This window comes from Lelliottia sp. CFBP8978 (assembly GCF_034046055.2).
GTDB lineage: Bacteria > Pseudomonadota > Gammaproteobacteria > Enterobacterales > Enterobacteriaceae > Enterobacter.
This window is the reverse complement of record NZ_CM188253.1, coordinates 368,224-379,939: the sequence shown is the minus strand read 5'-3', so window position 1 is coordinate 379,939 and position 11,716 is coordinate 368,224. Positions and strand designations below refer to the sequence as shown.

10 protein-coding genes are annotated in these 11,716 nt (G+C 56.1%); all 10 read right to left on the bottom strand.

From position 1 onward, the window contains the following. Nucleotides 1-79: 79 nt before the first annotated feature. Complete coding sequence (locus SOM82_RS01735) at nucleotides 80-565, bottom strand: hypothetical protein (protein ID WP_320461735.1); 486 nt, start codon at nucleotides 563-565, stop codon at nucleotides 80-82. A gap of 141 nt (nucleotides 566-706) precedes the next feature. Then, a complete protein-coding gene (tssE, locus tag SOM82_RS01730; RefSeq protein WP_320461736.1) occupies nucleotides 707-1,159 on the bottom strand; it encodes a type VI secretion system baseplate subunit TssE in 453 nt (150 codons plus the stop codon). Further along, nucleotides 1,152-1,688, bottom strand: a complete 537-nt coding sequence (gene tssJ / locus SOM82_RS01725; RefSeq protein ID WP_320461737.1) for a type VI secretion system lipoprotein TssJ — start codon at nucleotides 1,686-1,688, stop codon at nucleotides 1,152-1,154. Before tssJ ends, tssE begins: the two co-directional genes overlap by 8 nt. Then, nucleotides 1,669-2,772: a type VI secretion system baseplate subunit TssG gene (gene tssG, locus SOM82_RS01720; protein ID WP_320461738.1), complete on the bottom strand. Its 1,104-nt coding sequence runs from the start codon at nucleotides 2,770-2,772 to the stop codon at nucleotides 1,669-1,671. Before tssG ends, tssJ begins: the two co-directional genes overlap by 20 nt. Then, a complete protein-coding gene (gene tssF / locus SOM82_RS01715; protein WP_320461739.1) occupies nucleotides 2,727-4,490 on the bottom strand; it encodes a type VI secretion system baseplate subunit TssF in 1,764 nt (587 codons plus the stop codon). The genes tssG and tssF overlap by 46 nt, the downstream gene beginning before the upstream one ends. 54 nt (nucleotides 4,491-4,544) lie before the next feature. After that, entirely contained in the window at nucleotides 4,545-4,982 is a 438-nt protein-coding gene (locus SOM82_RS01710; RefSeq protein ID WP_320461740.1) for a putative T6SS immunity periplasmic lipoprotein, read from the bottom strand. Next, entirely contained in the window at nucleotides 4,973-5,512 is a 540-nt protein-coding gene (locus SOM82_RS01705; protein ID WP_320461741.1) for a type IV secretion protein Rhs, read from the bottom strand. The genes SOM82_RS01710 and SOM82_RS01705 overlap by 10 nt, the downstream gene beginning before the upstream one ends. Nucleotides 5,513-5,556: 44 nt before the next feature. Then, nucleotides 5,557-7,152, bottom strand: a complete 1,596-nt coding sequence (gene tssA / locus SOM82_RS01700; RefSeq protein ID WP_320461742.1) for a type VI secretion system protein TssA — start codon at nucleotides 7,150-7,152, stop codon at nucleotides 5,557-5,559. Beyond that, nucleotides 7,152-10,568, bottom strand: coding sequence for an ImcF-related family protein (locus SOM82_RS01695; RefSeq protein ID WP_320461743.1), 3,417 nt, complete (start codon nucleotides 10,566-10,568; stop codon nucleotides 7,152-7,154). The genes tssA and SOM82_RS01695 overlap by 1 nt, the downstream gene beginning before the upstream one ends. Next, a complete protein-coding gene (locus SOM82_RS01690; RefSeq protein ID WP_320461744.1) occupies nucleotides 10,555-11,715 on the bottom strand; it encodes a KPHS_23130 family T6SS system protein in 1,161 nt (386 codons plus the stop codon). Before SOM82_RS01690 ends, SOM82_RS01695 begins: the two co-directional genes overlap by 14 nt. Nucleotide 11,716 lies beyond the last annotated feature (1 nt).

Sequence of the window (11,716 nt, the reverse complement as noted above, 5' to 3'; positions counted from 1 at the left end):
GGTTTTTGCTTTTGGAGTTTTGGTAAAACATTAACCAGAGCTGCGATGTTCAACGGCTTTTATCCGGGTACATTGGGTTTCAGGCCAGATTCTCAATGGCACGAAAGAAAATGTCTTCAGTCATAATGGCGTTTTTCACTATCGCCTGATGCTCGCCGCGAATAATCCAGCCCGCTTCCGGCGCCATGCATAAATAAAAAAGTTGTTTTACCGGGATGCGGTCAGGCGCATTGACCGTCATCGTGACACAACCTTTCTCACCTCCCCGATAAAGCTGCTCAGGCAAAATGCTTACGCTTCGGGTATCGTTTTGCAGCCTGACCGTCGTGATTTCATAGCGGAGTGCGCCGCTGTTGAGGCTATGCCCTACTGTGCTCAGGTCCTGCACATATTTTGATGCGACCGTCACTCTAATACCGGCTCCGTCAAACCACTGCTGTATCTGCTGTGCAAATTCCGCCATCCGCTGACAGAATGCCTGAATATCTGTATCAACAGACCCGTCTGTAGGTAAGGCGACGGTTTGTTGCTGGACTTTCTTAAAAAAACGCGCTCTGGCTGACACGCTATCCCCTTTCTTCTGACCCGGTGTGATAATCCGATGCTCTGTAACGGGCGAATCCGTTATTATTTCTTTCATACCGAAATACCCTATTACCTGCGAAAGAAACGGCAGGAAAATATATCAATATGAACAAAAATTCGGTTAAATCGCTGCCCGTGCGTCCAGATAATGTTCGTTTTTCATATGTCTGATAAGCACTCGACCCTCCGGCATAAACTCCGTGCCATAGCGTACCAACCCGATCCCCTTGAGTTCGGCATCAATCGCATAGCGCAATTCACCGGGGATCTCTTGATCCAGAAGTACCACGTCAATTTTTTTCAGCCTTGGCTCGTATTTAAGCAGAACAGCCGACAGTTTGCCGATCAGCTCATGAGCGGTGCCGGGCATGCCCTGAAGGGTTTTAGTCATATCCGGCAGCCCATAATCCGGAAGATGCGCCAGCGTCCCGGCGCGGCAGTTGAGGATGCGCTGCATGTTGTCGAGCACCGATAAAATCACCTGGTTCTGTTCGCTGACCTGATGCAGGTCGAGGCCGCCAGTGAAATTGCCAAAGAGGGACTCATACAGGGACGGACGTGGCGACTCATTCATCTTTCAATGGCTCCAGCGTCAGCCGGTTGTTACCCGCGTCGATGATCCGTGCCCTGTCCGGATCGAGATCGTCCCGGCTCAGTACCACGCGCCAGGTATTGTTTGCCTGATCCGGTGACATAAACATTCCGGCCACCGCCACATACTGCGCATTTTCATCAATCGGCATATCGACCATCACCGCCCCGCCCGGCTCCAGGCGAATGTCTTTCTCTGCCACCAGGTCTGCTTTAATCGCCTGACTGTCGGTGGCAAACAGAGACGGGTAGTCCGTACTGTCGAACGTCTTGCGATCCTTAAGCTGATAAATACGCACCACGGTGGACAACGCCGCGCCACTTGCATTGTTATTAATGGCTTCACGGGCGCGAATATCCAGGTGCAGGGTTTTTACCTGTTTGTAGAATATTGATTTGCTCACGGCGACGGTGCCGTCCGTGACTTTCTGGGTCAGTCCACAGCCCGCCAGCAGCATCGTGATGCCTGCGGTCAGTGCAACAAGGGGAAATTTACCAGTGGTAATCGCCATCTTCATCGGTCTCCCTGCGGTGAATATGTTCCAGAACCCGCTCATAGCGGCCCAGATTAATGGTGATGATTTTCGGGTGTGTCCGGGTGTTTTCCGGATTCAGTGGCCGCATGACGGCGGTACGGCCCAGCTGTACCGCCCCCGCCCGGGGCTGGCTGTGCATCGTGGCATCAGGAAGCAGGCTGCGGTCCACGCACAGCTGCAGCCGCACATCGAGTCGTGACCCGAGATACACATGCAGCAGCGCCATTAAATCCGTGTGGAGGTCGCCACCGGGTAGCCAGCCCTGCACTTCTTCCGGGTCGGTGGTGGTCAGGCGCATCAGCACCTGACTGTTCACATCGGTGGCATAGCTACCCATCACCGGCCGGTGGGTCAGGGTGACGGGCTGACGCACGCTCATCGTCAACGTTTTTTTCAGCGGGACGCGTCGTTTGTCGTGATGCCAGATTTTCGCCCGGGTATTGGGGGCCAGCAGACGTACCAGCGACACCATCCCTTCCGCAGTACGCCCCGGCAACAGCATGACCGGCAGCAGCGCCAGAAAACGCGAGGCGGGTGTCGCAATACTGTCCGTGCAGCCGTCAATCCCGAGTCCGGCGAGCCCCAGCAGATACTGTGAGGTGTTGTCCTTCCCGCCGGCTTCGAAGGTGGCAGGGTAGGAGTATTTCCGCCAGATACGGTAGTACTGAGCGATCAGCCGGTGGTTGAAGATATCAAGAAAATCAGCTGTTGCTTCATGGCCTTCCCGACGCTGGGTAATGTCATCGATGTAATGGGTCGGTAGCGGGGACTCCACGCCGTAAAGTCCCATAAAGGTGATGCGCACCGTGGGCGGCAGGTGGGGATGCTCAGGCGGTTCAATCCCTTTGATTTCGGAGGCCGGGAAACCCATGCCCGGATGGGGCCGAAAACGTACCGGTTCATGACGTACCTGCCAGGTGCTGCCAGTGACCGGTTTACCCGGCTGGCTCTGCTCCAGTATCTGGCAGAAGCGGTAAAAGTTCATGTACGGCAGATACTGCCGCAGCTGCTCCATCATCCTGGCAGGCGCGGACTGTGATTCTCTTTCCACCGGATGCATTTTCCTTCTGGCTGAACAATAAGGGTGAGCTGGTTAAACTGGTTCATATCGGCATACAGCGCAAAAAACCGGTTCAGCATTTCGCCAAACAGGTGAATATCCCCTTCTCCCGTGAAACCGTTGCTGTCGAGAGTCACTTCGATATCCAGCCCGCGCAGCAGGAAACCCTGCTCGAACCGCTGCAGGCGATGATGCGCTACGTGCTGGATAGCCTCCAGACGGCGGTTATTGAGTTCATCTTCCTGCCAGTTATACAGCGCCAGCGTGCCGCGCAGCACTTCGGCGGTACTCATCATATTGAGGAAGCCGGAGCCGAGATGGCTCAACACCCGCCAGTGAAAACGGTCTTCCGCAGGCGGATAGACCGGCAGCGTGGGTTTGCCGAGATTTCTCACCGTTAACGGTGTCTGTACCATCTGTTCACAGCGGTCAAGCAGCGTGCTCTGGAGCGCCCGGCGCGGTAGCTGGCCGTTGGTGCCGGTAATTTGCAGCGACACGGCTTCACGCTCAACGAGCCGGTCATCCTCCCACTGGTGACCGCCCAGAATAAGCCAGGTGTCATACAACCCGGTCACGCTGCGCTTCACCCGGGTGTGGTAATAACGGGGCGGCGCATGACGTCGCATCATGCCACCTTTGTGACGGAAACTGCTGAACGGCACGTACTCCGCATCGCGGGTCCGGTTTGAACCAGTGACAGAATCCACGGCATAAATCTCGGTGTGCCCGTCCTGCAGCCGTTTAGGCCGCAGCAGGTATTCACTTTCCAGACCGGTGATAGTGAGCGGGTCCGCCTCCAGCGTGAACAGGTTAATCACCGGCACGCAGTGAAGGCGAACGGCCTCATCGTTCACGGGCAGGTCTGATGGCCAGAGCGAACTGAACACCACTTCAATATCAAAATACTCCGCCCCGGCAGGCGGCGTGATATCGTCCAGCCCGTTGAGATGGACAAACATAAACTTGTCCCGGAAGGTGAAATATTCCAGCAACAGCTGGTAACCACTGAAAGCGGTATCGCCTTTTGGCCACAGCCCGTCCTCATCACCAAATCCACCCGGAGAAAAATATCCGTCAAGCCGGATACGGTCGGTCTGCCCGGGCAGGCGCATATACAGCGCCGCCTGCCGTTTAGTCAGCATCAGATGCAGCTGACTGCTGACCGGTGCATCCGCCCCGAGATACAGGCTCAGACGACTCAGGTCAGCGTGCGACCAGTCGGCCTGCGTGCTGCAGGCAAAACGCATCCGCAACAGCGAGCGGCCATCAGGCTCAGTGGTCATGGTCACCCCTGAGATATTCAGAGGATTAAGCATCACATCCCGCGTCGTGCGGTAACGACAGACCGTATTCTTTGGCCCTACGGGCCGGGAGTACACTTCCAGCCCTGCGGGCATCACTTCCGCCATTTTCACGGCCTGAAGCGCGGGCGTGAACGCCACCACCGAGAGCGACGGAATGGTGCGCAGATAATGGGGCCAGAGCATGCTGACCAGCCCTTCGGTCAGTTCCGGCAGGTCATCATCAATTTTTTCACGCAACCGCCCCATCGAGAAAGCAAAGCCTTCAAACAGGCGTTCAACATACGGGTCGGGTGTGCCGGCCTTATCCAGGTCCAGCATCGCGGCCCGGTCAGGGTGGGTCTGGGCAAACTCTTTGGCGGCTTCACGGAGGTAGCGCAATTCTGCGTCGTAATAACGCAGGGTTAAATCGTCCATAAAAATAATTACTCAGAATATATAAAAGAATATTCTCATCCCGAAAAGTGGAAACTATCTCACCACTTCTTGACTGGTGAGACGAATTGTCTTGATTTGACCATTTGAAATTTCAAATCCAGTAGTGATTTTTCTGAATGACCCATTAGGTGATATCGATGTAAGAAAATACCTTGCAATAAACTGACCCTTCTCTGGTAACGGCCAGCGCTCAGGGGGAACGCATAGTTTTCCATTTATTATTTTAAAATCGGATCCGAATAGATATTCCCGTTGATTAGGCGGAGTTCCTCTGGGTGAAATACTCATATCTGACAGACGATAGTGCTCAGTATCAGGAACCCAAAAACATATACTTGTCCCAACCATACTGATCTTCGCCTCCTCTTCCGGAAGCATTCTGTCTCCTGACCCAGGGCAGCCTGTAAGCGTTAATAAACAAATGCAGAAAAGCAATGCTTTATATGGCAGTTGATTATTTTTTAACACCATGGAAATCCTTTTAATACGTGCTTATATTGTCGCCTGATTGCCGACTCGCTAATATCTCCGTCAAGTGTAACGTCATGGGATCTAATCAGGTCACGCCATCCTCTGTATCCTTCTCTTTCAAGCGTGAAATAGTCTGCAATGATCTGCGCCTGCTGTTCCATTGGATAATCAGCTAAAATTCGGCCATCAAAACGATATCGATAACTGACGAGCCAACTTACCAGCCCTCGCATGATGACGTTCATCCCTTTTTCCCGCTGCCATATATGAGCCATCTCATGAATAAATAAATGCTGCATATCAGGAAGCGATTGAGAAAAATCCTCCCGGTATAATGAAACGCGGAAATAGATCTCCCCATTGGGCGTCATTGCCGTACGTTCATTTTGCAATTCAAAGGGAAGATAACTGTCACAATGGATCCACACCTTGTTATACGGAATGGTTGACATAAATATGGGGCTTGCCAGTGTAATTTCGCCCAAAGTCAATCTTCGCAGTGAGCCTTCTTTTTCCTGATCGGTTTCCATTCTTCCTCCTGATAGATGCTCAGCGATTTATTATTAAGCATTTTTTAACCACACAACACCGCCGCACGCGCTGGATCGAGAGTGATCAGACCGGCAAGTAACTGGTCCATAACCGGACCCAGGCGGGCTTTATCAGCCTCACTGCGTCCGGCTTTGATTCGAAGCAGTTTCAGGTGACGGGCACGCACTTCAAACAGCAGCTCAGGCTCCCAGTCGGTGAGAGTGACTTCACTGGCCCGATCGCCCAGTTCAGCAAACAGATGCACCGCCAGCTCATTTTTACCGTACTGCTCAGCAATCCTGCCCATCAGCAGACGCAGCAGCCACTTCTGACGGTCAGTCGTGATGCCTGGACGGCTCTGCAACCAGCCCAGCGCCGCATCCGGACCTTCACTGTCGGCCAGCGCCACGGCTTCCGGCTCCAGGGCCAGAATGTCATCGTTTCCGGAGGCCATCTGAGCAGACGGCGTGTCATTCCCCCACCCGCCCGTCGCATCCAGCACGCGCTGCTGGATCCAGTTCAGGGTCACTTCATCGGCAAAGGGGGTGCCATCACTGAAGGCCAGCGCTTCCAGTCCGGACAGACGGGTCAGCAGCCCTTTCAGATCGGCCGCCACAATGTCTGCCAGCGTAGCCTGACCAGAATTCATCAGCGCCTGGTGGATATACCACTGCAGATCCAGCCACAGATGGTTGGCACCCCGGGAAAAGGTACTGTCGGCGGTCTCCAGCATTTCACTCCAGTTCTGCTGCAGGTAAAGGCGCTTGAGTAACGCCCGCTGGTCCGCTCTGGGCGGCTCGATACGCGTGCGCCCCTGCGCATCCGGGCCAGGAATGGCATGCAGCGTATCGTGGCGCAGACTTTTCATCAGGTGATGCGCTGACAGCCAGCCGTCAGGTTGCTCACGCAGGTATTCGGAGAAGGTGCGCGCCTGCGCCAGCAAATCCTGACCGGAGGTAATACGCCCTGGAGCCAGGACATCACCGTGACGCGTTGTGGCAGGCGGTTCGCTATGGCTGGCATTCTGCGGCACGACGGCATCCACGCCACCGGCTTTCTGCAGCCGACTCTCCAGAGCACCGTACAGCGCACTGAGCTGCGGCCGGGTTGCATCCGGATCGTCCTGGGTCAGGTGTGCTATCAGCAGCAGCGCTCCGGCGGTCCGCAGCGTCTCTTCCCGGACCACTTCCGGGTACAGCGACAGACTGTCGGTCAGGCGTGAACCCGCCAGCCACTCCATCGCCGCCTTGCGGCTGCGGTCACGCTGCGGGTGAAGTTGCTGTCCATAGCGTTCCAGCAGTCCGGCCAGTAGTTCCAGCCCATCGGCCAGCCCCTGCTCCCCCTCACGATGCAGCTTCGCCCAGCAGTAGTACGTTGCCACCCGAATGTCTTTGGCGGTGGTCGTGAGCAGTTTTTCCGCCAGACGACAGATAAGCTCCGTGTCGGCGCCGGAGAGTTTGTTGACCTCTTCACGCATCTGCTGGAAGTCATCGTCATAGCCCGGGTCATCCCCAACGGGCGACGAATCTGATAACGGCTGCAGCCAGCTGTCCCACTTTGCCACCCGTTCACGGGTGGTCTGCAGCAAAGCCGCTTTATCAGCCTGACAGGCGCTGAGTAACGGATTCAGGGTGTTCATCAGTACACCTCCGCCGCATCAGCGCTGTCAGTGGTATCCGGAGAAGATGCCTGGGCGCTGACGCTGAAGATAGTATCCGGCAGGCGGAAATTACGCAGTTTCAGCAGCACCAGAGGTCCCTCTCCTGCTTCAGTTCGCAGGGTGTAATTCAACGTTCGTCCGTCCTGCGCTTTCCAGCTCAGGCTGTAGCTGCTGCCCACGCCCGGATAAGCACTGACGGCCGCCTTATCGAGCAGACGTATCCACCCCCAGGCGCCGGGGATATCCGCATACTGCCGGGTCCCCGCCTGCGTGCTAATCCAGCTCAGGTTCGCGCCGGGCGCTTCGGTATCCGCAGGCCAGGTGAAGCGCTTCCACGCCGGGAGCTGATTCACGTAGGTCAGTTTCTGGCTGTCGATAATCATGTCAGTCTGCATCACGCCGGCGGCGGTACCCGGACGCAATTCAAAGTTCATCCCGGCATTGCCCTCGGTGAACGCCACATCCGAGATATGACTCAGGGTGTTGATGGCATTGAGGAAGGCCGGATTAAAGGTCAGTCCCTGGGCGTTAATGCTGTCCGGCAGCCAGTGGTTGCCCTCACGGTGCAAAACCCCTTTCAGGCGAGTCTGCAGGAACTGCGCGATACGCCCGGAATCGGCATTCAGGTATTTCGCGAGCAGCGGAAGGGAAACATCACTGCTGGCATCGCTGAACGGATAGCGTCCCCCAAATGCACTGTTCCACTCGCTGACCACCGCCTGCTGCCACTGTGTATTGAGGCTGTCGGCCGCCGGGGTGAGCACCTGCTGCCAGGCCTGCTCCATGGGGTTCACAAATACCGTCTGACCAAAACCACTCCACTCCTGACCGAGGCCCGCCGCAATCAGGCTGCCGTAATCACGGGTTTCGGTCAGGTCGACCGCCTTGCCCTGGAACACCGTCTGGGCAAGCGTCTGGGTCATGGCCTGCGGGTCCGCGGCGTTGGTCACCTGCTGCAGGCGCAGACGCACCTGCGTCACCCGGGTCAGGAAGGACTGCAGACTCTGTGCATCGGTTCCGGTGCGGCTCTTGTCCATCAGCGCGATGACCGGGCCAAAAGTCGCATCCAGCGGGCCATGTACCCCGGCGCTCTGGTCAATGGCATCCTGGCTGTCACCGCCCAGCAGATTCTTCGCCGATTTCACCAGCGAGTCAGATATTGCCTCCCCGGTCTGCCCGGTGCGGCCCTGCACGTTCAGGGTATTCATCAGGGCCACCAGAGGAGACTGGCGCACGTCGGCCATCAGGGTTAACTGGTCAATCGAGTCCGACAGTGTGGCGGCACGATGAAGCCGCAGACTGTTGAGGAACGCCAGCCAGGCCCCGCCAAAATCTGCAAAATAGCGCTCCGTCAGCTGTTTCTTCAGCGCTTCCGGGGAGCTTTCATCCTGAGAGGGCACCGACCGATTGCTGTCAGTCAGTACCCAGTCGAGCTCGTCCCGGCGAGCCTTGACGACTTTTTCAATGGCGGGCTGCACGGCCTGCTCCCAGGCCTGGCGTGTGAACATCCCCGGCACGATTTCAGTTGTACTGAACAGACGGGCAGCATCGGTCTCGCCCGTCATGTCTTCCAGACGCATATCGGCATACAGATGAGCCACCTGAGAGAGCATCTTTTGATACAGGGTGGATTCACTGTTACGCACGCCCATCAGACGAACCAGCAGGGAGCGCACCTGGCTGACCATGCCCTCATTCGCAGGCAGGGACCACTGCGGATGACGGGCCAGCTGTGCACCATAAAATGACAGCAATGACGGGGCCACGCCCTGCCAGACACCGTCTTTCACGCCATCACGTTTCGGCCAGTCATGCAGCAGCGCGGAACTGAACCAGGCCGCATCCATATGCGCCGGGCGGGCCAGCATCAGGTAAAGTTTGAGCTGCTCCCAGGTGGTTTTTGCCATCTGCTCACGCAGCGGGCTGCCCGGCGGCAGGGCATTGAAGGCGTTAAGCTGTGTCTGCAAATGTCCGGCGGCGGCATCACGCAACAGCGGCAGAGCGCTGTCCTGATAACGTGGCCAGAGCGCGGCCTGCAGGGCGTCATTCTGACTGAGTCCGGCACGCTCATACCACGGCACTCCGTGCTCTGAACGGTACTGCAGTCGGGCCAGCGTTTTCTGCAGTTCGTACAGTGCGTGCAGGCGTTGTTCAACTGGCAGGTTCTGACGGGCGGCAAGCGTTGCCTGGGCATTCGCGCCGTCAATCTGCTGCCTGTTACTGATATACGACACGCCCATCCAGGCTGCCCATGACACCATCAGCAGCCCGACAACGGAAGTCAGTACGTTGCCCCACGGAAGACCGGGTTTATGCGGACGCAGCGCAGCCGGAAGCGAGCGAACAGTATCTGGCAGCACATCCCAGCGGCGGTCCATACCCCAGTGGTGCTGCACGCTGCGCTCAGCGCCCGCGGATGGCTGGCTGAACACCATGCCCGCCAGCGGCAGCGGCCGGTACGGATTGAGCATGACTGACAGCGGTGCGGTCACGCTCTCCGGTTCACGAATCAGCTGGTCAGCCAGCGCCAGCAGGAAGTGATGTTTTATGTCACCGCAGGTCTGCTGCAGCCCCTGAGAAGTCAGGTCAGATGCCAGGACATTAAGCTGCTGCGCCAGTCCTTCGGTACGACACCCGGCAGGCAACAGACAGCCTGTCGCCTGCACAATGCGCCCTTCCGGTTTACCGGCGCGCGGATGCAGGGACCAGACATATAGCGGGAGCTTCCAGCCGAGCACGTCCATAAGGTCGCTGATGGCGTGAGAAAGGGAGTCCATGATGCTTTCGGACGGGACCGGTAGCGGTTGTTCCAGCCCTGGCGCTGAGAGCTGGTCAAAGGCCGAGGTCACCCATACCAGACCATCCGCCGGACGACGACGCAGCTTACGCAGCGCGGTCAGCCAGGCGCTGTCCGTCGGGGTATTGAGGTCACCCCCCCACAACAGCAGCGTGCCGCGGTCTTCCTGCCAGAGTTGGGTGGTAAGACCCGGCGTCAGTTGTTCCACCTCAGCGACGGTCCCGGTTATCAGCAGAACACGAACCTTACGGCTCCAGCGACGGCCGTACAAATTGCGCATCGCCTGACGAATGGCCGTTACGGTGACATTACAGGGGGCGGTCTGCTTAACGCGACTTTCATCGGCTGGCAGCACATTATTTCGCATAGCCTGATAACGACGCCAGCCCTGCTTAATGGCAAGGCTAATTATTTTGCCATGGCGGACAAGTAGCAGGAGGATTATCACCGCCACAAATACCAGCAGCTTAAGGCCATTACTGGTCAGTCCGAACGCATCGCCCTTTTTCCAGATGGCCAATCCGATCGCGGCAGCAATCAGCACAGTAATACTGATGCGTCCCCAGTTACCACGCCACACTGAGTTATCCTTCGCCATTCATCAGATTCCCTGTAGTTACGGTATTTAAAAATCGCTGCTCTTTGTCACCCGAGAGCATTAGGCAATCTTCTTTTGTGAGCACGGCTATATCACTAACGACGGCAGCAATAATCCACGATGAGAAAGGACCGCTAAGTCCGGCATATTTCTCCAGCCAATGGCACTGCTGGGGTTTCCAGCTGCCTTCATATTGTTTTGCACTGGCCAGAATAGTGGAAAAATCCCCCCCCCACTCCATGCTATCGCCCACAATTGCACGCGCAGCAATAGCCTGTGACTGGGTCGAGAAAAAGGTATTGAGCTCTTCACTCAACATTTGGGTTGATTCAAGCGACATAGGCCGAAGCAGGCGAGCGTGATGGTTTAGCTGATACTTCATTGCTACATCATCAGAGGTCAGCATTAAAGCCGAGAGCGAATCACTGTACTCATTCCCTCCCTGAGTCTGGTGAACCAACAGAAGCTCAACATCCAGAATAGGGGATTTAAGACGTTCGCCCACCCAATCGAAGGTTCGGTCTTTAAGAATCGTCAGTAACGGTAAGGGAAACGCCTGTCCAACAAACTGGAGCCAGCATGCTGAAAATTCTCTCTGTAATGTCACATCAGGATCGTGTGAATCAGTCAGTAAGGTTGCGTGGAAAGGGAGGTCAGATAAGCGCTGTAATTCTGATATGTCCAAGCCCCCAATCAATGCTGAAAAAGCATCTTCGCCAACAGGTAACGTTATTCCCCGAGAAAGAGAGCTACTCTGCTCGAGATCTTTGGGGGCCTGCAGAAATGTGGATGGTGTCAATTCATCAGGCAGGATAACCCGGCTATACAGAACCGCCAGATAACGCCCGGCCCAGGAAACCCATTGCTGCTGTGCATAGTCTGCCTCATCGGATTCAAACTGATGGCGGTCCATTGCGTGGTTATATATCCATCCGCGAATGCAAATCGTCACGAACCAGAGAAAAAGAGGGCCTCCGGAAACAATCCAGAGGTTAAATTTTTGCAATTTACCCAGAAACTGATTGGCGTGGAGTACAAAGAGCAACACTCCAGCAATAACAGCAATAAGGCCTGCAATCAGCCAGATGACCAGTGACGGCTCATCAGGTTCTGTAGCAATTGTGGCTTTCTGACGCTCCCAGCTCATA